The following is a 26,095-nucleotide window of genomic DNA, read 5'->3' as shown; positions in this document are numbered from 1 at the left end:
TTATCATACACCCTGATCAGATATTGACCTTTACTCACATTAATATTATGAAATGCGAATGAAGCGGAGTTTGTTACATCTTTTGTATCAATAACTTTTCCATTAACATTTATCAGTTGTAAAGTATACTGTGCTGATGGCTGCAATCCCTTTATGGTTATATCTGATCTGAATGGATTTGGATAGGCAGTGATTGCAGTTGTTGGAAAATCGACATCGACAATGCCGGTTACTGCGTTGCGTACAATCTTAATACTGTCGATCGCTGTAGCTGAAGTAACGCACTGTTCACCCGATTTCATCCTAACGTAGATCCAGTTGTCGCCCTCGCTGAGAATTTGTGATGCCACATTCAATGTGTTTGAAAGGCTATCGGACTGTAGAATCCCTGAGAAGTCTTGATGGGTCGAGAAAGTATATACCGGTAAGTTGCCGCTGCCCGCTATTGCTGTGGCTGTAAATTGCAAGGCGGTTGTGCCGTTATTAACTACTGCAATGTTAGACGTTAGTTTAACAACTGGTTTAACAGGAGTTGTAACCATAAAGCTTACATTAAGGGTTGACAATGTGCCACCCTTGCTAAAAGTAATTTCGATGTTTTGGTTGCCGCTCAGCTGTTTCGTTGGATCGATTAAGAAATTGCCGTTATTGTCAACAATTAACAGGGTTCCGTTTAACTTCACTGATATGGTTGCGCCGGCTGTAGCAGAGATATTTAAAATTTTTATCGGTTGTGCCTGGTCGTTACCACAGTAGGTTGTCTTCAATCCGGTGATAACAGGTTTTGGCAGCACTGCAGGGAGGTCAACGATTTGGGTGGAAGTTGTATTCGTTACAACCGGTAAATTGTAGTCGAAATAAATACTTGCTTTGTTTGTGATCACATCACCGACAACAAGTGAAGACTTAGGGCTTACCAAAAATCCAACGAAGCCATGGCTCGCCTTTTCGTTCCGGTTACTATCTACCAGCCGGATATTATCAAATGTCCATTCGATTTGATTGCCATTTTTGATAGTGTATCGATAAGGGTGACTGGCTCCGCCCATTAGAAAGCCGGATACATCAATGCCATTATCTAAGGTGTCCCTGATGACTATATTGAATGCCGTATCATTACCGGTGTTCTGGAATCGGATAAGGTATAAAAGTTTATCGGTAGCTAACTGATTTACCGGGAAAAGGCCGGCGTGGAATTCGGTTTTATCGTTGGGATCATAAGATCCGGCTACCAGTTCTGATAGAACAATAACATTGTCCAGGGGCGTTTCGTCGCCAGCATCAGACTGCACAGATAATTCCGAGACGAGTGTATCTCCAATCGCTGTTGCTGGTGGAGCAGCAATGCGCATATTTAAACGAATATGAACTGAATCGAGTGGCGACAGCGAACCAACGTTCCATGAAATGATATCCTGGTTAGAAGCAGATATTGCCGGTACGGCGCTTACGATCGTCACGCGCGGATCTTTCACCAGTTGAATAACAGGATTGTTGGCAACGGCTGTTCCCCTGTTCACAACGGTTATCGCGTAACTTACATCAAATCCCGGGCGTGGGATATTGAGTGGAGTTATACTTACTGCGAGATCGTGCTTCAAGCCGGAAGGAACCAATCGCACCGTAAAAGAATCGGTCATATCAAACACCGGGAAAACTACTGAACGTTCGGATGGCGTAACTGTGTAATAGGGTTGATCGCTGATAAAGCGCACGGTGAATGCCCCGGTATCGATATTAGCTTCGAATTTGCCATTGCCGGATGAATAATATTCAGGGTGGGAGGGATCATTTGTTTTAATGACTTCCAGTTTACCACCATTGTAGAATTTTTCGTTGGCATCTTTTGTTCCATTATTGTTCATATCGACAAAAACAGAACCTTTCACCAGGCTGGCTTTGGCGATATTGAATACCCAGCCATCTTTGAGCCCTAATGGGTTGCGCATAAAAACATTAACAGGGCTCGAGTTTGCAACACAATAAAAATTTGAATGTGCATCGACAGCAATATCATCTATCGATGATGGGTTCGAAGCAGTATGTCCGAAAAAGCCATGTCTTAAATTATGTGAGCCATCCTGGTAATTAGTTGCCCAGATCGTGTTGGCATTTACGTTATCAAGCAAGTCTCCGTCAGACGATAAGGTACTACCGCCCGCAGTAACGACGCCTGAGGCCGAAACCGCGATTGCGCTTAGCTTGTCATCACCTGATCCGCCGATTAATTTCGTTGATAATATATCGCCATCATTCGAAACCTTAGTGATCCAGCCGTCTGACCCGCCACGGTTTTGTTGGGAACTTATATTTGTTGATCTGGTATAGCCCGCAGCAAAGATGGCGCCGCTCCCGTCCACTGAAATCTTTTGAAATCTTTCATCGTCGGCGTTGCCACCAATATGCTGTTGCCACAGAACGGTACCCTGGTCGTTGAATTTCATCAGCAACGCGTCTCCTTTGGAAGCATTGTTCCCGAAGACTGCATAATCCGATGTGCCTCCGCAAATAACATAGTTACCGTCTTCGGTTTTTTCAAAGTCGGTTGCGAAGTTGGTATATTGAGTCGTGAGCAGTTTGTTCCAGGAAGTATTGCCGGCTGCGTCAAGTTTCGTGAGCCAGACCTGGGTTTTGCCAGTTGGATTTTGAATGTCAAGATCGTTGGAGCTCGTGTTTACGATGATAAGATAGCCACCATCAGCAGTTGGTTGTATGCCCACAGCCACATCGCTACCCGTTCCGCCCTATCGGAATATGGCCTCATCAATTTCCGCGGTAAATATCTGTAGGTATTCAGCATCACCGGATTTTACATAGCGGTTGTAGGAAATTTTATTTTCGACTGGAGACCACGCCACTGCACCGACTAGCCCGCCTTTATCGGAATTTTTGGGAGTGGCCCGGTAGCTCTTTGAATCGGACAAGCGGGTTAGATAAACAGAGCCGTCCGCAATAAAGGCCGCAAGAGTTCCGGTTGCATTAAAGTTGAAAGGACCTGTTATGGACGCATTCAGAAAGCTGCGTTGAACAGGGCTGCCGCCGTTAGGAGAAATGGTCCAAAGCTGAATTACGCCTTTATTATCTTCTGCAAGATAGCCTATCATCGAGCCATCCGGTGTGCTGCGAAGCCAATGCCGCGGCAAGGTACTTACCCCTTTTCCTGTGAAGCTAATTCTGCGTTGTTTCACACCATTTGGCACCGAAGGCAGGGTTGTGGCGGTTCCAGGTAAAAAGTCGTTCGATGGTCTTGATATCAAATCGCCAGGAATGTCAGCAACAAAAATTTCGGCCTTTTTATTTCCCACCTTATCAATCAACTCACCCTGGAAGGCTATCGCGCGTTCCTGGCGACTGCCATCACGCAACTGGTAACCGTTGTTACCAATCCAGCATTCATCAAAAGCGCGGCCTATTTCATCTGAACCCGGAGTCGGATTTTTCACTACCTGCGTTACCAACACACTAAACATGCTTCCGCTGATATTTTCCACATCATCAGCGGCGGCAACTTCAGTGTGACGTGGAAACATCACTCCGACCGTTCGGGTGTTAATGATATCTGTCTTTGACGCCCTACTTGCTGCTTCGGTAAGCACATGGTCATTATAAGTGAAGCTTATCCACTTGCCATCGCCACTCCAGGTGTGTGCGTGTGTGCCTCCGCGTAAGGCGCCCGGTGTAAACGGGTCCAATATATCTCTTGCATCCATTCGAATGGCCCGCAACGGAGAGTCGATATCAACAGCGAAACCTGTTCGCCTGGTCATGCTATAAGGCCGCGATGAATCAGCATTCCTGATTCCCGCCAGGAATAATACCCGGTTGTCGACGGGTGAGAACGTGACAGCACCAACACCTGGTCCAAACCTCGTTTGATTTTCCGTTTGATAAATCAGTTTATCTTCTCCTGTCCCCGGATTTACCACCCTTATCTCGCCATTGGATGCAAGTGCGGAATCAACATTGCGGGTATCGTAAACAATCAACTTCCCATCAGGAGAAAAACATTGGGTGCTGTTAAGACAATGGCCTTTGTTGTCGTGCGTAACCTGGCGTTCGTGTAGGTATGGTTGGTCGTTCATGCAAGCAGAGATAAAGATTGATATAGCACAATACAGAAATGCAGCATGACTGCCTCGTATGCCACTCACGCCACACATTTTTCTTTATACTTACGCTTGTACTCGAATGGTGTATAACCAGTGAAGCGTTTAAAATGCCGGTAAAAATTCGATACATTATTAAAGCCGCAATCATAACAAACGATCGGGATAGCATCACGATCTTCCATAATCATGCGGCAGGCATGACTGATCCGCACCTCGGTAAGAAAATCCAGGTAAGTCTTATTCGTCATCGATTTAAAGTAGCGGCAAAACGAATTCACACTCAGGTTGGCCACCTCCGAAATCTCCTCCAGGTTAATCTCCTTCTTGAAGTTCTTAAGGGTATGAGCAATCACACTATTCAAGCGCAGCGACTCGTTTTCATTGGCTTTATAAAAGGCATGGGCAGACGCGATCGTTTTAGTTTCATCGCTTTCGCTGATGATCTGCAGAATCTGCAATAATTTTAAGATCCGCTCGAACCGCGTAGCCTGGGTGATTTCAATCATCAACTTTTTGATCATTTCCGCAGACTCGCCTTGTATTAATAAACCCTTCCTGGCTGCTTCGAATACACGCGGAATGAGGTAAGCTTCCGGTAATTCAAAAAAGTCCCTGCCCAGGCAGCCGGGTGAGAAATGAATCACGATGGCTTCCACATAGTCATCTGCATTATCGGAATCTTTTTCTTTCCACGCATGCGGTAAATTTTCTCCAAGAAGGATCACTTCTCCGCCCGTAAAGTGTGAAACGTTGTCACCGATCAGGCGTATTCCTTCACCTTTAATCATGTAGTGCAATTCCAACTCCGGATGGTAGTGAAGCAATTTTCCAAACTGATGTTGACGGTCATGCCGAACTGAAAAGGAGTTATGAATAGGAACCGGCACTTTGTGAAAATGAGGTTTCATCCGAATTTGGTTTTATGTTGCTTCGCTTAACACACCATAAATAGCATGTGAATGGCACGGGTCACCTCAGCGTGTGGCAAGCAATCATTCGTATAAAATATAGTTTCCGTTTATGCAATCCTACCCTCACCCAGTATACTAAATTGGCAAGAGTAGTAGGATTTAAAAGTAGAATTCAAATCCAATTTAATCTTTTTTGTTATTCGCTCACTGTTAATTACACAGCATTCCAGCAAAAACGGTCCTTAATTGCCGGCTGATTCAGCATATGGTAAAATAGTACAAGAAATTGTTTAGAAAGTATAAAGGTTCGGGTTCAAGGAAAAGTGGCCAACCAGTTTGATAATGTCAAAACTCACTTGATTGATGCTCATCACGGCGTGGCCACACCGCAGTAAACAATCTGCCGGCAAGAAAAATAGTAAGTGTGCCTACCACGATTATCATATTCGCATGAAGCGGATTTCGGAGGTAGCGGTATTGCTCCGGGATTATGGCAGACAAAGTCATCCACAGAATCACTAGTAAGCCCGTAATGGTGCCCGCCAGGGCCGCCTTGTTACCCGTCTTCCTGCTGATAATGCCGAGAAGGAACAGGCCAAGCATGCCACCGGCAAAAATGCCGGAAAGCTGCCACCAGATATCCAGCACACTTTTCACACCGATCATCAGCACACCGGCAATCATACCGAGAAGTCCGAATGCAACGGTGCCCACATGCAGCAACCTTAGTTCCCGTTTGCCGGTGATATCTTTCTGGATGTAGCGTTTGTATATATCTTCAGTAAATACAGTGGCTGATGCATTCATGCCGGAACTGATGGTGCTCATACCGGCCGAAAGTATCGCAGAAACAATCAACCCAACCAATCCGGCCGGTATCATCGTAACCATAAAATGCGGCATTACCTTGTCGCCATAATCCTCCGGAACCAGGCGCGAAGCATAAGCCTGCAACTCGCCGGACGAAGCCCCGCTACCGAGCCGCTCAACCGCAACCTGCAATTTGACCGGATCGAGCAATCCAGGATTGAACGAATAATATGCATATAGACAACTGCCGATTACAAAAAACAATAAAGAAGCAGGTACATAGATCCAAACGCACAACCACACCGACTTCGCCGCTTCTTTTTCTGAAGTAGCCGTATGATATCGTTGTATATAATTCTGGTCCATCCCAAAATTATTGAGGTTAATGAAGAAGCCATACAACAACACCACCCAGAACCCTGCTTTGGTGAAATCAAGATCCATGGTACCCAGGCTGAATTTGTTCTTCTCAAGACCTACATCGATTATTGTTGAAACACCTCCATCAACATTTGATATCACCAGGTAAAGGATCAGCACGGCACCCAGGGTTTTCAAAACGCCCTGGACCACTTCTGTCCATATCACCGCTTCAATGCCACCCATCACCGTATAAAGAATAATACAGATTCCGGTTATTATCATGATCAGTCTCATGTCGAAACCTGTCAATGCTTGTAATGTAAGGGACAAACCAAAAAATATTGAACCCATCCGCGCGATCTGTGTCAGCAGGAAACAAATCACGGCATAAGTTCTTGCCCAGGGGCCGAATCGTTTTTCAAGATTGGTATACGCAGAAACTTCGCCCGTGCTCCTGTAAAAAGGAACAAAATATTTCGCACCCACCCATGCGGCCAGTGGCATGGAGATACTGAACATAAACGCATTCCAGTTGCTGCCAAAAGCTTTGCCCGGCACACCAAGGAAGGTATTGCTGCTTAAAAAAGTGGCATAGATGGAAAGCCCGATTGCCCATCCGGGTATATGACCGGAAGCCGTCGTAAACTGATCTGCATTTTTATTCTTGCGCGAGAAATAATAACCTACCCATACCATTGCCAACAAGTATGCGAAAATCACCACAAGGTCAATTACGGGTAACGTCTTCATGATTCACAAACCTATTATAAAGATCCGGGGAGCGATTATAAAATCTTTGCATTCTATTATAGCTTTTGAGCCAATAAAAAAGCAAATTTTACCAAAGGGGTCACGAACAAGTTAATATCGTATAAATCTTTGCCTACAAAATATAAACGTCAGCAACATAAGCCGGTTACATTTGGTGAATTGCCGGATTCTGATTTCGCATTGCTAACGATTTGCTATAACGATGACTCACCACTACTTCCTTTCGGTTAAGGCTCTCACCATATTTAATCATAGTGAAATCTTTCATTGTATGAATACCAAACGACTGTTGCTAAAGTATGGGTTGATCGCCCTCCTGTTTTTTGGCATCCTGCCAGCATCCATAAAAGCTCAAACCGGGACATTTGAAATCAAAGGCCAGGTAAAAGACAGCTTGAATGCAGGCCTCGGGGGTACCACTATCCGCATCAAGGGAACGAATGTGTCCGCCGCCTCTGATCAAAATGGCTTCTATACTATCCGCGCAGGCAGCGGCCAGATTGTACAATTTTCACATGTTAGCTTTGGCGAAAAGGAAGTGCCGGCGAGTGAATTAAGGCAAAACGGTAACATAACAATGCAATCTGCCGAAAAGGAAATGGACGAGGTAGTGGTAATTGGTTATGGCAGCGTTAAAAAGGCAGATCTTACCGGTGCTGTGGTAGCCCTGACTGCAAAAGATTTCAACAAAGGCGCGATTACTTCTGCCGACCAGTTAATTGCCGGTAAGGCTGCCGGGGTGCAGGTTGTGCAAAACAGCGGCGAACCCGGCGGTGGCATCTCCGTTAATATTCGCGGCGTCGGCTCTATTAATGCCGGTAACAGCCCGCTTTATGTTGTTGACGGATTGCCGCTCGATAACTCCAGTGCCGTCACTGGGTCCGGTGCCAACTTCACGGGTATGCGCACGCCGCGTAATCCGCTTAACTCCATCAATCCAAACGACATCGCCTCCATGGAGATTTTGAAAGATGCATCGGCCACGGCAATCTATGGTTCACGTGGTGCGAATGGTGTAGTGCTGATAACTACCAAAAGCGGCAAGTCAGGTGCATTGAAAGTAAATTATGATGTTTACGGCGGCATCCAGAATGTGTCGAACAACATAAAGCTTTTGAACCCGGAACAATATATGACCACCATCAACAGCATCATCGACGAGGGTGGTGGTACGGCCTCCCAGAAGGTAACCGGCATTGCAAATGGTGGAACAGACTGGCTCGAACAAGTGTATGCAAAAAATGCAGGCATACAAAATCATAACCTGTCGTTATCGGGTGGGTCCGACAAAACGACGTTCATGGTTTCATTCAATTATTACAACCAGGAAGGTATTCTTATCAATTCAAACAACAATCGTCTCTCCGGTCGCATCAACCTTGAGCACCGCGCTTCGGATAAGTTCAGGATGGGATTCAACCTAAACACCAGTTATGTAAAAGATGAATATGTTCCCAATGGAATGGATCTGAACGAACGCGCGGGCATCGTGTACGCAGCGATCAATTATGATCCGACGCTTTCGATATATGATGCCAATGGAAAGTACACTTTGTCGAAAGACATGAACATCGATAACCCGCTGGCCATCGCTAATGGTAAAAGAGGTACATCAAATCTATATCGTACGTTCGGAACGGTATACGGCGAATATTCAATCTGGAGAGGCCTTTCTGCTAAACTGAACGTAGGTGCCGATGTTGTGAATCAACGACGTGATACTTATGTAGGACGCAGCACGATCGATGGTGGTGCAGCCGGCGGTATAGCGAGTATCCTCGATGGCAAAAACAGCAACTACCTGGTGGAAGGAACAGTGAGTTACAAAGAAACATTTAACAGGAGCAGTATCAATGCAGTTATTGGTATGACCGGGCAGAAGTTTATTGAAAACTCTTACTCCGGCGAGGGCAGGGGCTTTCCTTCAGATGCTGTAGGTACTGACAACCTCGGCCTCGGCGTGCCGACCTCGGCTATCAACAGCAGCGGTAAAAGTCAGAACAGCCTGTTGTCATATCTCGGTCGTATCAACTATGTGCTCGATAACAAATACCTGTTCACCGCCACCATGCGTATAGATGGTTCATCCCGCTTCGGAGAAAATAATAAGTTTGGTTATTTCCCTTCGGTTGCGCTTGGCTGGAAGATTAACGAGGAAGACTTCATGAAAGATATCAGTGCAATCAGCAACCTGAAATTAAGAGGTAGCTGGGGACGCACCGGTAACCAGGAGATAGGCAACTATCAATCCATGCCGACATTTGGCTCGGGACTTCGTTATGTTATCGATGGCTCACAGGTTAGCTCGAGTGCACCTACGCGAATAGCCAATCCCGATCTGAAATGGGAAACATCAGAACAACTAAACGTTGGGATCGACTTTGGCGTTATCAGCAACCGCATTTCCGGTAGCATAGAATGGTATTCGAAAACGACAGACGATATGTTGCTGAGTCTGCCTATCTCAAGGTCGACCGGTTTTTCAACCATGTTAACCAACGTGGGCAGCATGCGTAACAGTGGTTTCGAAGTGATGCTGGCGACCGAAAACATCAGGGGCGCCTTCTCATGGAACTCATCGATTATCTTCAACACACTTAAGAATAAAGTACTTGATCTTGGCGGTACCCCACCCATCATCTCCGGTGCCGCCGGTTCAACCTCCCAGATCGCCATCACGCAGGTGGGCAGCCCCGTCAATTCGTTCTATGGCTACACCATCGATGGTGTTTGGCAGACAGGTGATAATTTTTCAGTGACGAATGATAACGTAAAACCGGGCGACCTGAAATACCGCGACATTAATGGCGACAAGGTGGTGAATGCAAGTGATCGAATGATCGTTGGTAATTCGTTCCCGGATTATATCTGGTCATTCACTAACACCTTTGAATACAAGGGCTTCCAGCTTTATGTGTTTTTTGAAGGCGTTCAGGGTGTAAACATGCTCAACAATAATATGGTTGATACTTACTTCCCTGCGAACTTAAAACGCAACCGGCTGGCAACGCCGTTATTGGACCGGTGGACAGTTAAGAATCCATCCAACATCTATCCTTCATTTGTTACACCGAATACACAGGGGCAGAAAACAGTGAACACTTATACCGTTGAAGATGCATCTTACCTGAGGCTGAATACGGTTCGGCTGAGCTATTTTATACCAATTAAAAGAAGTGTAGTTAAGTCGGCCACTATATATGTTTCCGGGCAGAACCTATGGACGCTCACCGATTATACGGGTTATGATCCTGCGCTGAATCCTTATGGTGGTGCAAACTTCCGGATTGACTGGAATGCATATCCATCTGCCACCACCTTCCTGGCTGGTGTAAACATCAATTTATAATTCTTAAACCAACGTGTTATGTTTTTACAAAACCGTCGATATATTTTGCTCGCAGCAGTTGTGCTGATCACTGCGGGCTCGTGCAAGAAGTTCCTTGACGAAAAAATCTATTCGCAATTGGCTCCTGAGAACTTTCTGACTACGGAAGATGGTATCAAGTCAGTTTTGACCGATGCTTATGCGCGGGCGGCTAACATGAATACCAACAACTCCATTTATGCTATCGCCCCACAGGAATGGACAACCGATATTTTGTATCAATCAGGTGATAATGTGGAAAGAGATGCGCGGAATTTTATCGACTTCAACTGGGATCCTACCATTACCTTTTTGCCAAATAACTGGGATGCTCCCTACCAGGCCATCCGTGATGCTAACCTGCTACTGCAAAGTATACCGACTGTGCCGATTTCTGACAGCGCAAAAGCTGGCTATACTGCTGAGAGTAGGTTTATCAGGGCAACCAGTTATTATAAACTGTATTTCAATTTTGGTCCTGTTCCGCTTCGCACCGAAGCAACACAGGAACTGCAGTTAAAGCGTGCTACCGATCAAGAGACCAGGCAATATATAGAAAGCGAACTGCTCGCAGCTGCGGCCCAACTGCCAAACCCATCAGCGCGTGTGCCGGTTGGACGAGCACATAAGGCCGCTGCGATGGCTTACTTATGTAAGTTTTATCTCAACACGAAGCAATGGCAGAAATGCAGTGAGACGGCGCTTGCTATTATGACGCAATTCAATTATGCGCTTTTTGCTGATTACCAGAATATGTTTAGTGTGGCGAATGAACGCAATAACGAATATATCTGGGTCAGACCGGCCTTTGCCAGCGCCGACCGCGCCACCGCAAACAGCTGGATGAATACATCTTTCCCTGACAACTTCGCCTCAGTGTCTTCTCTGGGAGTAACCTTCCGGCCCACCTATGTTAACTGGCCGAATGAGTTTCGCATATATGATAATTTTTACCAGACTTTCTCTGCTGATGATAAAAGACGCAACCTGTTGGTTACATCCTTTGTGAATACAGCAGGCGCAACGGTTTCATTACTGGGTGGTGACAATATCCGGTCTTTTAAGTACCTGCCTGATCCGGGCGCCGTGGGTGCTTCTCATGGCAATGATATTCCGGAGATTCGGTATGCCGATATATTGCTTGCACGTGCGGAGGCATTGAATGAACTCGGCGGACCTTCACAGGCAGCGATCGACCTGGTGAACCTGGTTCGCACACGTGCGGGGGTTAGCAATCTGCAACTGGCGAACTTTCCTTCCAAAGAATCTCTTCGTGATCATATTTTGAAAGAAAGGGGCTGGGAGTTTTTCTCAGAGGGACATCGTCGAATGGATTTGTTAAGGATGGATAAGTTTATTTCGAATGCGATAGCAAGGGGCAAAACGAATGCAAAACCGCATCATGTGTTGTTCCCGATACCGCAGGAAGTGATGGATTCCGATCCGTTACTGGAGCAGAATCCAGGGTATTGAAGGCAGGGTGTAGAACTGAATGCAAACCCTTTTCACTTTTTTGTTTTAGATGCAGAGTGAAGTGATGGATTCGGATTAATTGCTGGAGCAGAATCCAGGGTATTAATGGCAGGGTCTAGAACTGCATGCAAACCCTTTTCATTTTTTGTTTTAGATACCGGGCGAAATGATGGATTCGGATTTAAGGCGTGGGAAGTGATGGATTGGATTTATTGCTCCGACATAACGAAATGGATAGAGCCAACGATATCGGAGATGCGGATTGCAAAATTAATTTGTTAAAGAGATGGTCTTTACGGACCATGTGCTGAGCATGTAAAAATTTATTGGATAAATGCGCGTAGTGGTGGGATGCTTCAAAGTTTGTAAAGTTTACTTGCCAGACGACAGACTGGACGGCAGCTGGAACGACAACCTGATCCTAAGCGGATTGACAAGGTTTCGACTATGCGGTAGCTCCGTTTTTTCTGTATGTTTGATGATACTCTTATCCGGCATTCCGTGCCATTCTCTGCTTGGACAACAAAAGCAATCTCAACCAAACATAATCCTGGTGTATATCGATGACCTTGGATATAGCGACCTTGCCTGTTACGGGAAAGAATACGGTGCAGACTTTATTGAAACCCCTAATATAGATCGCTTCGCGCAGCAATCAATCAAGTTTACAAATGCTTATGCCGCTGCACCGCTTTGTTCACCTTCGCGTGCCGCGCTGCTCACCGGCAAAACACCGGCGCGGTTAAATTTCGAATTCGTAACAAAATGGGAGAAGGATAAATACAAGGCAACCGACACTGCCTGGACCGCGCAATTCCGAAACTTCAAACTGGTTCCACCTCCATACACGTTAAACCTTCCTTTGCAAGAGAAAACAATACCGGAATTGCTCAAAGAGGCCGGCTATATAACGGCTATTGCAGGTAAATGGCATGTCTCTTCACATTTCAATACCTATAACGGTTGGAATCCTGATTATGGACCGGCCAGGCAGGGTTTTGACTGGACGGCAAATGTTACAGGTGCCTGGGCGAGGAGTAATGCTGCCGCGCGGCGGGATTCGAAAGCAGGAGAGTTTCCATCGGATTCCCTCACCGACCAGGCAATCGGTTATATCAGGCAAAAACATGAAAAGCCTTTTTTCCTTTACTTAAGCCATTACTATGTTCATACGCCCATAGATGCTGATCTGCATTGGTTGATTGAGAAGTACAGGCAAAAAGCAAAAACGCGCGGTGGCACCGTTTCGGACAAGCATATCCGTTATGCAGCCTTCGTTGAGACGATGGATCACTATGTTGGTCAGTTTTTACAAGCAGTAGAAGAAGCAGGTTTGCTGAAAAACAGCATAGTTGTATTCACCTCCGATAACGGCGGCATGCCCGAGTTTTCCCTTAACCGTCCGCTCCGGGGGAGCAAATGGAACTTGTATGAAGGCGGCATCAGGATACCATTGTTGATAAGTGCCCCGGGCTTAACAAAAGCATCGGTTTGTAATGATCCGGTGTCGCAGGTTGATTTCCTGCCTACTTTTTACAAGATAGCAGCTGCTAAAAATTATCGCGATCAGGGGATCGACGGCGTGGATATATCCGGTTTACTTACCGGTAGTCCGAAGCAGCGAATGCCGGATAGATCGATGGTTTGGCATTTTCCTTACTACCATCCTGAAGGAAAGGCATTCGATACGGCGAGAATTCAGATTGGTAAGGAAGACGGTGTAGTGAGCCAGACAAGGCCGCAGTCGGCGATCAGGAAGGGCAAATATAAACTGATTTATTACCACGAGACTGGTGGCACTGAATTGTATAAACTGGATAATGATATAGGCGAAGAAAAAGATCTGAATGAGCAAGAGCGGGGAATAGCTAAACAATTAAAAGATGAGTTGCTTGCTTACCTGGAGAAGGTAAAGGCTAGATTTCCGGCAAAGCATGTTGAGGTTAAGTAGGGGATACCTCTTTTACCTGACTTAAATTCTTTTTCTGATAGGTTTGTCTCGTGGCTTTTTGATCGTAGACAATGTGAAGGGCTTTCAACGGTGTTGTTATGGCCGTTTTGATTGCGGATTATGGCTCTTGTACTATAAGGTTACGGTTCCTTTGAGAGGATGATTATGGCTCTTTTGTTTATTAGGATTATGACTCTTTTGGTTTATGGTTATGGAACCTGATAACATGCTTACTGTTTTTTTGATCGCATGGTAAAGGTTTTTGGAATTGAATGGTTAAGGCTCTTTTTTATTCGATGGTTATGGCTCTTTTAATTGTATAGTTGAACTGCCAGCGGAAGAGTGAGGTTGCTTAAGTGGTCAGATCTGCTTCAACAACTTCATGAATCTGCTGGTAGTCTCTATACAACTTGTCGACTTTCTGTTTTACGCCTGCATCGAACACGCCGGAGAATGTTCTGCAGTAAGTGTCGATTTTCAAACCTCTTTGTTGCAGAAAGTATTTCGCAATATTTGGGTATACCCCATGCATCACATCCATGTTCGTAATAAGAAAATTGTGAATGATGTTCAATTCTTCCCGCTTGGAAGGCTCATCATAATTTTTACAGATGAAAGTTACCAGTTCCGGAAAAAAGTTCCCCTGGATGCAGGATAGCCCGGCAGAGCCCGCCTTAAGTGATTCGATTGCGTGCACTATATAGGCATCATATAAACCGAAGCCAGCGGCCTGTTCGGTGACCTTGAGTTTTTCTTTTACTGTATTGATATCAAGGCATGTGTCTTTATGGTAACTGATGCGCCCCGTATCAACGAACGTTTTCAGTTGCGCTGGCGATAATAACCTTTTATAAGGCGCCGGGCATTCATAGAACCCAAACGGTATATTCCCTGTTTGCTGAAGCAGATCATGGCAACGCACATCAAATACTTCGTCAGATTCAAGTTCGCCTGCGAGCATGCTGGTGACGATAATAACGGAATCTATACCGGTGTTGTACAGGCGCTTTGCGAAGTCCGCTTGTTTAGTTACCTGGCCACCAAAGGTGCCAACTGCTACCACCGGTACTCGTCGATTTGCCACTTTCACTACATGGCTTGTTATGCCAATTCTTTCTTCATCGGTGAGTTCGAACATTTCGCTAGACTGGCAGTTGGCGAACAATCCACCTGCACCTGCCTGTAGATAAAACTCGGTTAGTTCAGTTAGACCATGATAATCGATGCTACCATTGTCTTTAAAAGGCGTGAGCATCACCGGTGTAAAGGTCTTTTCTTTTTTATGCATGGATAAGTTATTATCGATGAAATTAACAACTTGAACACCACCCGGTTTGTAGCATGTTAACAGGGTTTTGTACGATATTATCGCAGGGTTTTATACAATATTATCGGTGCAGGAAACGGGTCTTAAAAGGATTATTTTACGTTCCTGAAATCTCTGATACGATGAAAGGTCAGATAGTTCGCATCGTGATTGTTGTGCGCATTTTCTTTTCCATCGAAAAAGGCCGTACGGCTTAGAACGATGATATCATTTCCCTCGAAGCGCCAGTCTACATATTGAAACCCATGATTTAATACATCCTCATGTTCAAGGATGATTTTTACATCCTGCCAGTGGATAAGATCTTCTGATTTGCGAAGCATCAGTACGTTACGGAACGAGGCTGCATTGCGCGTTGGATATTGCGTGCGGAACCTGGCAGGGATGGAATTTACCAGCGTCCAGTAGTGGCCGGATGTGCTATCATATTTGATCACAAACTTTTTGCTACCACCATCAAAAGGAATGAACCCCGTGGCAGCGTCGAAAGCTGTCTTTTTTCCATCGGCAGAGAGAGAAACCATTGCTGCCTTTTCCTCGAGAGTAGATCTGTCGTCCACCCGCAATATGTCCCACAGTTGATTCTTTTTATCTACCACGAAATTACCTTCCAGCCAACCGCCAAATTTTCCGTTCAGGAATGTGCTGTCATAAAATTGCACGTCACTGGTTTGCCATGATTTTGATTGTAAAAGATCTGCATCTACCGGCGCCGACATTACCATGGCACCATAACGTTTGCCCCATTGCAGGATAGGTCCATGTGCTGTTTCCATGGGGCGCCAAAGCCGGCCATTGTGCTCAACCACCGGCATGGGTGCGCAATGAAATTCGCCGGTGAGTATAACGCCATTTTCCTTATTAGTTGGTTTTGTCCATGTCTTGCCGCCGTTTTCTGATTTGCGCACCATCACTGTTCCGTGGTGGCGATCGGGTCCCAGCAGGTATAACATACCTCTATGAACAAATAGCGAACTCCAGAACGCTCCCTGGATAGTACTTATCTGTTTCCAGGTTTTTCCCTTGTTCTTCGATCTGAATACCTTTGTTTGAGCCTGCGACCATTCGGAACTTTCTGGTCCGAACACATCATGCGAGGCGACATAATCGCCGGAAGGCAGGATCACGAAGCTGGGAGAGCCAATATATTTTTTGCCGGCTGCGGGTTGGTATGATACTATTGATCCCGGAACTTTTTCCTGTGCGATGCTTTCATTGATCATTGTCACGTTCACAACTATTAATAACAGCAGTAGTTTTTTCATATACGCATTTTTTCGGAATCGGCGGTTTCCGTTATGAGGCAAGCCATTGCAAATATCAGGTCGCTATCGAACCTGATCTTTTGCAATGTTATCAGAATTTGATATGAAATTATCATTTCCGGGACAGAACCCGGCTTCGGATCCATGGTAAATTACAATCAGACATCAGGTTTATCTGTTAACTGGCCTTCCATAACCAGCTCGACAAAATTCCGGCATTAGAAACACGACCAAAATTGTATATCGTTAATTTTCGAAAGCTGTGTATTGTTATTCCGATTACAACTTTGAGATACTGCTTGATTATTCACATCCTTATAAGTTTTTGTCTCCAGCTTCCCTTCAGGATCATTAAACTCAACGATATAAATACCAATATCTCGCTTTAAGGAATTTTCAACATCCCCCAGCAATCCTTTCAATTCGGATAGTTGATCTATGGTTAAGGCAGTCTTATGAAAAAGAATATTCTTCAGGAATCGACGTAGCTTGCCTAGCTCGACTGTTGAAACACCACTGAAGAAAATAACATGCTCAGAATCCAGCATATCCAGGTGTTTCTGGAACTTTTGTATTTTATCCAGCGTACATGTATTGTAAAAAATATCTTTGGCCAGGTCACTCATCAAAGCATAAAAAAGCGGGTATATTTCAAGCCTTTTTTCTAGTATTTTGTTTGAGTAGGCCAGGTGAACATTGGATCTTATTTTATCCCGCTCTGTCCGTATCGTCTTTAAGGTCGTAAAATACGCCGTCAGTAACGAAGTTATCACGGTCGCAATGGCTGTAATAGCGAGAGTCGTAGCATCAATTTGCCTACCGTGTAGTTGCAACAAAATCGGATTAATATACAGATTTAACATCGGAAAAAGTTTGCGTGATTAGCAATTGCTGAATGACAAATATCCCAGAGGCATTAACCTGACTTCGACAGGTTCGACTACTTCGTCCATCTGCCTATTCGTCAACCAACGTTCAATTTTGTTTTGGTTTCAGGGATCTGTTTTTAGTGCAGTTTTAAACCCATGAAATAACAAACATTTTTTATCTGGTAGCGAGTAAAGGTGATCTATTCTTGGCAAGCCTCCTGGCTTTATACTGCAGTTAAGGTTAATTGCTTTGCCGAGTTATCAACAGGGTTCCAGCCAACAGCATTGGAGCAATCATGTAGCTTTTCTGGATTGTCAGATACGGCATTGATTAACTGAAACCTCCCTGCAACAACTGGAGCATCAAGACATGCCGCGATCAAATTATTACAATCGCGTTTGCTCAGCCATATTTTTTCAAACAAGAACTCAGTCAAATCGATCGAATCAGACAGGTTTACTCCTCCAAATCGCACACATGTAACATCCATACCACGACGCGAGTAGACTTTTCCCAGTTCTTCCAGGAATATTTTATTCGCTCCATACACACTATCTGGGGACACGATGCCCGAATTTGAAGAATTTGGATAAAAGTCCTTCGCATGAATAGAACTTGCCATGATCAATCTTTTAACTTTATTACGGAAGGCTGCCTCATAAATGTTGTAAAACATCAGAGAGTTGCTAACATCATATTTGCCATTGCTGTAATTCTCCGAATTCGTATTCCACGCCAGATATATGACAGCGTGCTGATGTTCTGTCAAAACAATTGCCTCTTTATAGTCCGTTAAATCGTGTTCCGGCAAATCTGCTCCAGTTACATGATAGTGTTCCTGCAATCCTGAGAACAAAGTTTGACCTATTGTTCCTTTGTGACCTGTAATTAGAATTGATTTCATGGCGTTTGATTTTAAAATTTGACATTTAATTGCTATTTCGGCAGATCTAATATGTACAGATTTTAACGCAATTTCTCGGGTCGGTTAGCTCGTTGAAAGCGCAACATTTATGACCCTGGTTTGATGGTTAAATAGCAAACCCAAAATTCAGGTTCGCAAGGCTGGAATTGCTATGGCGATATGAAACACGATTTTGTGCATTTTCACAACCTGATGTAATCTAACCTGTCGTAATTTTGACTGTTCGTCATCATTGGCAACGTCACCTTTGGCAACCGACAATCAATCGTGATTAGAGATTTTTGGTTGTAAACCAGCCAAGCAACTGACACCAATCTTTATAAAAAACTAACATGCTTTTATAAAAGAAAACAAAATGTCGGAACTTAAATGCATTCTGGAAATACAGTATTTCCTGGAAGATAAAAGCCATTGTTAAACACAATGGCTTGAAGAGGTAAGCGTTGGAAATAAACAGTTATTATTTCAGCGAAGCGGTATTGTTCGACTAGTGAGAATCCTATTGATTCGCCAGTTTCCATCGACAAAACAACAAGTTACTGTGCCTAGCCGTTTAATTAGGTGTGATTTAGGCGAATTGAAGATGTTCGGCAACTGGGCTTTGTCTATTCCGCATTTATACCAGATATACTCGGAGACTGTTTTGTCGAACAACCTAAAAATTTCGAGTTTATCTACATTTTGCACTCCATGTTTTTCAAGATGAGCTGTTAATGACTTTACTTTGACAGTAAACTCATCAATATCTTGAATCGTAAGTGTATCAAGATCGCTTAGATATTTATTCGTGTATAAAAGTACTTCGTCCTCATATGAAACAACACTTTCAATCACATCAGGAGAAATTTGACTGGTATTATAAACAGAGATATTTCTAATTGCGTTTGTGTTAGTATAGCCCTTGTTAAACTTGTCGAAATCGCCGGACCAGGGATCTTTATTTTGAAATTCACGCGTTAATCACCGGGCATTATACTAGTTGTATTAGGGACTTGTTTAATGATTATCACAATTGTTATGCAGCATACCATTTATGTTAATGATGGAGCGGTCTATATAGACTCCAATACAAAGTCCATGGCCACGCCCCAAAAAGAGGAAAAATCCGCAATGGATTTTCCTGCGGATTCCGTTAAATAATTGCAATATGAAACAGCTAATGAATGAGACCTGGTTAGAAAGAACAAAATCAGGATTATTTTGGTTCTTTATTGTCGGTATTGGTTTATTTTATCCAATCATTAAAGCTAATTCACAAGAACCCATTCTTACAAACGCTGCTTTATTTAGAGAAGCCGATAAATCCCTCAGAGACAAAAATTACAGGAAGGCTGAGGTTTATTTATATGCTTTAATTCAACGCAATACTGAGCAATATAAAATGGACCAGAAACTTAATTGGGAACTTAATGCTGCTTTAAAGACCGTACGAAATAATAGGGACCTAATAGCTGGTGTTGGGGCTACACATGACCAGGTTTCGCCTTTAGGATACTCATATGGGCAATTAGTAGGGGGTTCAGCTGTTAATAACTTTACAGCCGGGACTTATAAAGATAATTTAGGTGTGGTATATGTCATCAATAAAATTGGAAGTCAGGTTTGGTGGACAAGTTCAAACGAACTATCAACACCGACAATCATGCATGGCAAACAAATAGGGAATTATATTTTTGCGGAATGGTCTTATATGCCAGGCTATAAATTAGGAGCAACAGGAATGATTAAATTTCGCATTACCAATCCCAGAACATTAACCGTAGAAACGTCAACAGGTGCTAATTTTTATCGTGGTACTGTTTTTAGATTGCAATAAAAAGTGTCAAGTATCAGGAACTTCTTGCCCGCTTGAGAACAATATCTGCATGCTGGTCCTCATGGCTACGGGTATAGCTAATATTACTACTATCTACAACAATTTTTAAACAAAAGACTTGTCCTTTCTCAAAGGGCTTCGCAAATACCCCAGAAAGCATTTACATCTGATAGTCGATAGCCTAACCGTCCACAGCATTATATTGTCAGCTATTGGCTAGCCTCATAAAATTAAATCAAAATGCATTTTACATTCACATACTCGTCCTGGGTCAATCAAATAGAAATATGAATCAACAAGAATGTTTTGCGCAGCGGAGTATGTAAGTCAAAAAAGCAACTGGTGTGGCCGTTAATAGATTATGTTGAGGTTATATCAAAGAAAGAGCTGAACTATTTTCTTTAGCTGCACAGTCAAACTACTTACAATATAAACCTAATTTAGTAATTATTAAACTAGCAATACTTCCTCGACAGTCCTATTGTCGTCTGAATACAAGGGTCAGCTATGTATACAGGTTTGAGATCAGTCTTCAATTGTTCAACTCTGGCCGTGTATTAGCAACCAGCCAAGCATGTAGATTAGCTTTGTGCTGGATAATATATTGAATAATAAATTCAACGATAGAATCAATTAATCGTTTTGTAAAATCGGTATCCGATTGTATCTGAGCAAGTAATTCAGTGTTGCCGAGATTGATATTCGAACCCTCGAATGTTATAAAAGACAGTAGACTCCAGTGCTCACCCTCGCTCTTTTCCATTCCCCCATAAGAACTTATACTATTTGGTTCGGGATTGAAAATGCCAATATAAAGGTCACCGCCATAGTTCCCCAAACCATTAAAAGCCTCTATTCCAAAGCAAACGTTCTTATGTCCAAACTCAGGGAGGTAAACCCAGACTTGGGCATATTTCTCAGAGATATCTTTCCCAATAGCGATAGTCAAATCGTTTAAACGATTAGAAAGTTGTTTGATAACAGTTTGACGTACGTTTTCTGCGATCAGCTGTTTTGCCTTTTCAAAGTTACTGCTAACAAATGATGCTTCCTGGAGGTTCGCAGCAAGCAATTGTAACAGCTCGGCCTGATGTTGATTGTCAGTTGTTGAGGTCATTTTCTTAATTAATATTAAATATTGTCGAATAGTTTCTCTCAAAATTGGTTGCTCACTACATTCTTTTAAACAAGCCTCTAGCCACCTTTTAATTTCACTTTTATACGAGATAACGTGAAAGTCATTGCCATTTGTTAATTTTCCTTTGCTCCCATCTGAGGGTTCGCAGCCATGCAGATTTAAATAGATCACCTTACCTTTAGACTTATCCTTGATATAATTGCAATACCTCTCGATTTGATACTTTTGATCCCCTGCATAAATCTTGTTTTCAATGCAAATCGTATTTCCTTTACGGTCCCATAGATAGATGTCAATTCTGCCGCCAGTTTTGTTAGCTTCATCTAGTGGTCCGATATCAACTTCCGCGCTTACTTTTGCAGTCTCGAGATGTATAACGTCTTGGAGATTTAAATTTTCTAAAAATAGCTGAAGAAATATGGGGCCTTTAAGATGCGTTCCCTTTGGGTTGAGGAGTTCCACTAAGAAAGCGGAGTGTGTCCCGTTTTCCTTTGATTCCATCTTGAGAACAGAAAAAATATTGAATTTTTCTCCCTTGATCCTTTCTATCTCCGCTTCCTGTTTTATTATACGAGACACTGCCTCAAGTAGTGCTGGTAGTTTGTAGGATAGAACCATATGTCTAAGTTTGTTTGATGAAATATTGACACTTAACGATACAAGTGAGAGTTAATTGTCTGTCTCTCTTTATGGGGAATCAACCTTGACTGTGTATTAGAAAAAGAGTTGTGAAAGCGTTGACAAGGTTCCTGATTATTTGCTTGGCGCCCAAACTAATGCAGGACAACCATTTTTTATCGCCTATTTTTTCACTAGGGGTGGTTTTGTAAATGTCCTAAAAATAAACTCGTCCTCTGTGTCGCTATCCAACACAGCAATCAAAAATTTATCGCCGTGGTTCTCCTGGAATAGATCTATAGCTGTTACAAGATTACTGATTAACTGCTCTATCCCTTTCCGTGGACACTGACATATCATTAATCTTCTCTCAGCATTTCCAACCAGGAGTTTTTCAAAATCGTATTGTATCTCGTCGTAACGAAGATTCCATTCGCATTCAACAATTAGGGGAATCTTTATCAGCCTGTTTTTAGAGTCCTCCACGTACCAGACAATGTCGTATAGCCATGCTTTGATCCCTATGTTTGGGGCAACTCCGTAATCTTCATCCAATCCTAATCTACATATCTTTTCTTGCAGACCTCTTGTCCACATTTTATTATTCCACGGTTCGATGCTAGCCACTCCGTGTGATTTGGCTTCCCTTAGAAAATCATTTAATGTTCTAATTAATTTTAGTTCAATTTCATCAAAGTTGTTCTTCATACTTCGTTAGATCTTTAAGGGACGGTTAGTTGTGCAAGACTCTTTTGATTTTGTAAAAGTGGTTCGTCATTATTGGCACTATCTAATTTTAACGATCGCTAACGCTTCTGTGCATCACCGGCGCTTTCACCTAAACGCATGAAAACATAGAAAATTTTTGGGATTCTACTTTTGTTATTCATTAATCCTTTAAAAGAATGAGCACTTCTTGAGTTTTTAACAATCTCTGTCATTGTTAACATTCATTGAACAAATGATGCTCACAAAAGTGTATATTTTAAGATGTCCACATCGAGCCTTGCATTCCAAAGCAATTCTAACTTCATCATATGTCAGAGAGAATAAAGGTTGTTATGCAGCTGTTCCAAATCACCGGCTTCGCATGCGATGCTCGACAAAGGACTGTCCCGCACAGACTGAAACTTATACATGAAGTGATGGAAATGTTACGTACAACATATGGTTGTTTCGACCTCGCACCTGAATTCTTTAAAATTGACCATTTTACAGTATTGGAGCTGAAGTTTAGCGATAGTACCTATATCACAAATCAACCTTCATATAGCCACATGACCGTTGTACCAGTGATTGGTGCAAAACTGCAGATAGGTGCAGGGTTGCATGGAAGGCTTTTCTACAGGATAACACCTACGCGGTTGTATAAACAGCCAGATGTTCAAACTATAACTGGTTTCCTTTCTGATGATTTCGACTTGCTTGACGAACACTACCTTGAACTCGCCAGCGAGCCAATTGAAAAATTTATTGAAATAGCCAGAAGCTGGTTAATCAATAATGACTACATATTTGAAGTATAACGAATGTTTGACTTGGGAAAATCTATTGAAACTGTCCAGATAGTGGGTACATGCCATCGCCATCACAAACTAATTGAGGGCGAATGATACGTTAGCAATGTGTTCAGTACAATAAAGCCCTGAAAATCCGTTTATAAAGTTCATTACGTCCACAAAAAGCCATATGAAGAGTCTTTCTATATTTCTCGGCCTCGACGGAGATAAAACCGTTGCCCATTGCAGCAACTGCGACCCCGGTACGCATGCCGGCGTTCTACTGGCCGGCCCCGAAAAATTTGTCAACTTTATTGAACTTCATCTCGGCCTGCAACGTCCGCAAATTCACGCGATGGACCGGATCCTGAAACTGAAAGCTCTCCTGGCGGAACTGCCCGAAAGTCAGATCCCATTCGAAGCTTCCTGGAAAACGGATTCGCTCGGACTGTCACGCCGCATCCTCGAACTCTGGGATAGCTGGCGAATGTCTGGCTGGAATCCATCTGTTAATAATTCAAATCTCCCGCGACGCATGCAGGAGCTGCTGAGAATTGAAACACAACTGAACGCCGCAGGGGCAGGCTTGCCTGATCGTATCAATGCTATCTTCGAAGAACTCCCTGGATCATCGTTACCTGATGCCAGCGTAGAATTAATCAATGACTTAAAATTCTTCCCTGAACTGTTCAAGCAATTGATTCGACATCTGCCTTCAAACATACTCATCACAGAAAAGCCAGCGACTCCAAAAGCAAAATCAGGAACAGATCTTAGTGTATTGCAGCGGTCATTCAGTAAAGAAGATAAATCATTAACACTTCAAGGAGATAATTCCTTATTAATTCTGCATTTCCCCGATGATATGGCTGCTGCAAATGCCATCCATGCCATGCAGGAAATAGGAAAGTGGAAACCTTTAATCGTCAACCAGGATCATGGGCTATTGCACGGACTGAAGCTATCTGCCAAAAGACCCGTTGGCTACTGGCAACCCGCTTCAGGCACCGGAGAGATTTCACAACTTTTCTTTCTTGCAACGGCCATGTTTCGCAGTCCGGCTGACCCAAGGCAGGTGTTGGCATTTCTAAATGCACCTGCTTCACCATTCTCACGCACACTTGCGAGAGAATTAGCAGGGCTATTCGCCGAAAAGCCTGGGTTCGATCATCCGGAATGGCAGAGTGCAATCGATACACATATCGAGAAAATAAAAGATTTACCGCAACCAATAGTAAAGACAAAAGCGATAAATTTCTGGTTACAAAATAAAAAGAAGCTCGGCCCTGTTTCCTTCGATGTTGAATTTTTAAAAGACGTTTATTCTAAACTCGAAAAGTGGTCTTTACAACGGGCTGCAACCGATAAAAAGAGCTCTGTTCAATTGGCTAATCTATCGGTGCTGTGCCAACGATTAAATTTCACACTTACACAAGAAGACAGATTAATTTCACCTGGTCGCCTCGAGCGACTTCAATCCCAGATATTCCTGGAAGCGCCTTCCGTAATCACAGAAGCGCAATGCGGTTCAGAAAATGTGGTAAACGAACCTGGCGCAGTTTGGACAGCCAGCCAGGATATTTTATGGATGAATGCCTCGTGGCGAGAATCCAAAACATGTCTCAGCATGCATTGGTATAAGGAGGAAAAAGATTATTTCCTCAACCAGGGTTGGGAGGTACAGGACGAAGCTTTCGAAGCAAAAATATATGCGCACGGTTTGAAACGAATGATTCTGTCCGCGAAAGAAAGGTTAGTAATTGTGGTGCCTGAACGAATTAATGGAGTCAATGTAATAGCTCCGTTTTGCCTGGAAGAGTTGAAGTGCAAAATCAACATGGAGGTTATTACGAAATCTTATCAATCCGGAATGGCAAGCATGCCATGGGATTCTGATGTAATACTCCTGGCTAAGGCAACGAGTATATCATTGCCTAAAGCTGTAACATATCTCAATATCCCGAAAGGCACCGGGAGCATTGAGGAAGAGTCCTTCACATCTTTAGAGAATATGTTGCAACATCCTGCCACCTGGTATTTTCGCTACAAGCTTAAACTGCGGCATTACGCTTCTGTTGATATTCCGGAAGCGCGACAGCTTCGGGGCAACATAGCTGATGGGGTGATCCGTAAATTATTTACTTCCGAAAATCAAAATACACCTGGCTGGAATGATGAAGACCGGTTTCAGAAACTCATACGTTCAACTCTGAACAACATACTGGCAGAAGAAGGATTTCCTTTTCTCGAAGTAAGGGAAAGGCAAATGTTGTCAGCGTACACTGAGCAGCTGGTGAAATCAGTGATAAGTCTTCGCGAATTTGTGGTATCAAACAAATTCTCGATTGTTGGCAGCCAGGTCGCACTCACCGGTAAAATTGGTGAACAGGCATTCAAAGGGTGGGCAGATCTAATTCTGAATAAAGAAAACCGAGATTATATTTTTGATCTTAAATGGTCAGATGCCGTGAATACATACCGGGAAAAAATTGTAACCGGCAGAGATCTTCAGCTTGCCGTGTATCGACAACTCGCTCCGAATTCGATCGCGTCAGGTTATATCCTGGTAAATAAAGCCAAAGTACTCACGCGCGATGAACCTGCTACCAGCAACATTTTTAATTCGGAAAAGATTGCAGCAGATGAAGCTGTTGATTTTCACACAACCATTCAACAGGTGCAGAAAGGCTTAGCATACCGTCTTCATGAAATTCAATCGGGTAAGCTGGAGCTTGGATATGCGACTGATACTTCAGACTTAGACTATGTTAAGTCACAAGATCGCGAGGGGTTGTATTCGCTGGCGCAGGATGACGATGGACACAAAGAAACTCCGTGGGATGCCGATTACGATTTGCTTTTTGGAAACATTAAATGATTTT

The 26,095-nt window shown here is 43.5% G+C and carries 16 protein-coding genes; 6 read left to right on the top strand and 10 right to left on the bottom strand.

The window, feature by feature from the left end; translation table 11 throughout:
* The 4 genes from VK664_RS04020 to VK664_RS04005 form a co-directional block, all read right to left on the bottom strand.
* Positions 1-2,726: DUF7619 domain-containing protein (locus VK664_RS04020; RefSeq protein WP_461397323.1), on the bottom strand; the 2,726-nt coding region annotated here is incomplete at its 3' end.
* An 18-nt stretch (positions 2,727-2,744) separates the two neighbouring features.
* Positions 2,745-4,082: a DUF3748 domain-containing protein gene (locus VK664_RS04015; RefSeq protein WP_461397322.1), complete on the bottom strand. Its 1,338-nt coding sequence runs from the start codon at positions 4,080-4,082 to the stop codon at positions 2,745-2,747.
* A 65-nt stretch (positions 4,083-4,147) separates the two neighbouring features.
* Positions 4,148-5,017: an AraC family transcriptional regulator gene (locus VK664_RS04010; RefSeq protein ID WP_461397321.1), complete on the bottom strand. Its 870-nt coding sequence runs from the start codon at positions 5,015-5,017 to the stop codon at positions 4,148-4,150.
* Between the two features lie 348 nt (positions 5,018-5,365).
* Positions 5,366-6,943, bottom strand: a complete 1,578-nt coding sequence (locus VK664_RS04005) for a sodium:solute symporter family protein (RefSeq protein WP_461397320.1) — start codon at positions 6,941-6,943, stop codon at positions 5,366-5,368.
* A gap of 292 nt (positions 6,944-7,235) precedes the next feature.
* On the opposite strand from VK664_RS04005, the gene VK664_RS04000 reads away from it, so the two are divergent.
* The 3 genes from VK664_RS04000 (at position 7,236) to VK664_RS03990 (ending at position 13,755) form a co-directional block, all read left to right on the top strand.
* Entirely contained in the window at positions 7,236-10,313 is a 3,078-nt protein-coding gene (locus tag VK664_RS04000) for a SusC/RagA family TonB-linked outer membrane protein (protein WP_461397319.1), read from the top strand.
* Positions 10,314-10,331: 18 nt separating this feature from the next.
* A complete protein-coding gene (locus VK664_RS03995; RefSeq protein ID WP_461397318.1) occupies positions 10,332-11,804 on the top strand; it encodes a RagB/SusD family nutrient uptake outer membrane protein in 1,473 nt (490 codons plus the stop codon).
* 376 nt (positions 11,805-12,180) lie between these two features.
* Complete coding sequence (locus VK664_RS03990; protein ID WP_461397317.1) at positions 12,181-13,755, top strand: sulfatase; 1,575 nt, start codon at positions 12,181-12,183, stop codon at positions 13,753-13,755.
* Between the two features lie 352 nt (positions 13,756-14,107).
* On the opposite strand, the gene VK664_RS03985 is transcribed toward VK664_RS03990, so the two are convergent.
* From VK664_RS03985 to VK664_RS03970, 4 genes are all read right to left on the bottom strand, one after another.
* A complete protein-coding gene (locus tag VK664_RS03985; RefSeq protein WP_461397316.1) occupies positions 14,108-15,043 on the bottom strand; it encodes a dihydrodipicolinate synthase family protein in 936 nt (311 codons plus the stop codon).
* Between the two features lie 131 nt (positions 15,044-15,174).
* Entirely contained in the window at positions 15,175-16,347 is a 1,173-nt protein-coding gene (locus VK664_RS03980) for a sialidase family protein (protein WP_461397315.1), read from the bottom strand.
* Positions 16,348-16,565: 218 nt separating this feature from the next.
* The gene (locus tag VK664_RS03975; RefSeq protein ID WP_461397314.1) at positions 16,566-17,210 is read right to left on the bottom strand and encodes a hypothetical protein; all 645 of its coding nucleotides are present in this window, start codon (positions 17,208-17,210) and stop codon (positions 16,566-16,568) included.
* Positions 17,211-17,440: 230 nt separating this feature from the next.
* A complete protein-coding gene (locus VK664_RS03970) occupies positions 17,441-18,121 on the bottom strand; it encodes an NAD-dependent epimerase/dehydratase family protein (RefSeq protein ID WP_461397313.1) in 681 nt (226 codons plus the stop codon).
* A 1,168-nt stretch (positions 18,122-19,289) separates the two neighbouring features.
* Between VK664_RS03970 and VK664_RS03965 the strand changes: the two genes are divergently transcribed.
* Positions 19,290-19,958 carry a hypothetical protein gene (locus VK664_RS03965; protein WP_461397312.1) on the top strand — a complete coding sequence of 223 codons (669 nt, stop codon included), beginning with the start codon at positions 19,290-19,292 and terminating at the stop codon, positions 19,956-19,958.
* A gap of 532 nt (positions 19,959-20,490) precedes the next feature.
* Here the strand turns inward: VK664_RS03965 and VK664_RS03960 are convergent.
* Positions 20,491-21,714, bottom strand: coding sequence for a PDDEXK-like family protein (locus VK664_RS03960; protein WP_461397311.1), 1,224 nt, complete (start codon positions 21,712-21,714; stop codon positions 20,491-20,493).
* A gap of 183 nt (positions 21,715-21,897) precedes the next feature.
* Complete coding sequence (locus tag VK664_RS03955) at positions 21,898-22,422, bottom strand: hypothetical protein (RefSeq protein ID WP_461397310.1); 525 nt, start codon at positions 22,420-22,422, stop codon at positions 21,898-21,900.
* Between the two features lie 443 nt (positions 22,423-22,865).
* Between VK664_RS03955 and VK664_RS03950 the strand changes: the two genes are divergently transcribed.
* Together VK664_RS03950 and VK664_RS03945 are read left to right on the top strand one after the other, a co-directional pair.
* Positions 22,866-23,240: a hypothetical protein gene (locus VK664_RS03950; RefSeq protein ID WP_461397309.1), complete on the top strand. Its 375-nt coding sequence runs from the start codon at positions 22,866-22,868 to the stop codon at positions 23,238-23,240.
* Between the two features lie 163 nt (positions 23,241-23,403).
* Positions 23,404-26,091 (top strand): PD-(D/E)XK nuclease family protein, encoded by a 2,688-nt coding sequence (locus VK664_RS03945; protein ID WP_461397308.1) that lies wholly within the window; start codon positions 23,404-23,406, stop codon positions 26,089-26,091.
* Positions 26,092-26,095 lie beyond the last annotated feature (4 nt).

The organism is Flavitalea sp., from assembly GCF_035489435.1.
GTDB lineage: Bacteria > Bacteroidota > Bacteroidia > Chitinophagales > Chitinophagaceae > DATHKG01.
This window is presented reverse-complemented; position numbering and strand designations above follow the sequence as displayed.

Coding starts and splice junctions, on each gene's coding strand:
- VK664_RS04015 (WP_461397322.1), bottom strand. CDS start 4,082: ATGAACGACCAACCATACCTACACGAACGCCAGGTTACGCACGACAAC.
- VK664_RS04010 (WP_461397321.1), bottom strand. CDS start 5,017: ATGAAACCTCATTTTCACAAAGTGCCGGTTCCTATTCATAACTCCTTT.
- VK664_RS04005 (WP_461397320.1), bottom strand. CDS start 6,943: ATGAAGACGTTACCCGTAATTGACCTTGTGGTGATTTTCGCATACTTG.
- VK664_RS04000 (WP_461397319.1), top strand. CDS start 7,236: ATGAATACCAAACGACTGTTGCTAAAGTATGGGTTGATCGCCCTCCTG.
- VK664_RS03995 (WP_461397318.1), top strand. CDS start 10,332: ATGTTTTTACAAAACCGTCGATATATTTTGCTCGCAGCAGTTGTGCTG.
- VK664_RS03985 (WP_461397316.1), bottom strand. CDS start 15,043: ATGCATAAAAAAGAAAAGACCTTTACACCGGTGATGCTCACGCCTTTT.
- VK664_RS03980 (WP_461397315.1), bottom strand. CDS start 16,347: ATGAAAAAACTACTGCTGTTATTAATAGTTGTGAACGTGACAATGATC.
- VK664_RS03975 (WP_461397314.1), bottom strand. CDS start 17,210: ATGTTAAATCTGTATATTAATCCGATTTTGTTGCAACTACACGGTAGG.
- VK664_RS03970 (WP_461397313.1), bottom strand. CDS start 18,121: ATGAAATCAATTCTAATTACAGGTCACAAAGGAACAATAGGTCAAACT.
- VK664_RS03965 (WP_461397312.1), top strand. CDS start 19,290: ATGAAACAGCTAATGAATGAGACCTGGTTAGAAAGAACAAAATCAGGA.
- VK664_RS03960 (WP_461397311.1), bottom strand. CDS start 21,714: ATGGTTCTATCCTACAAACTACCAGCACTACTTGAGGCAGTGTCTCGT.
- VK664_RS03955 (WP_461397310.1), bottom strand. CDS start 22,422: ATGAAGAACAACTTTGATGAAATTGAACTAAAATTAATTAGAACATTA.
- VK664_RS03950 (WP_461397309.1), top strand. CDS start 22,866: ATGTTACGTACAACATATGGTTGTTTCGACCTCGCACCTGAATTCTTT.
- VK664_RS03945 (WP_461397308.1), top strand. CDS start 23,404: ATGAAGAGTCTTTCTATATTTCTCGGCCTCGACGGAGATAAAACCGTT.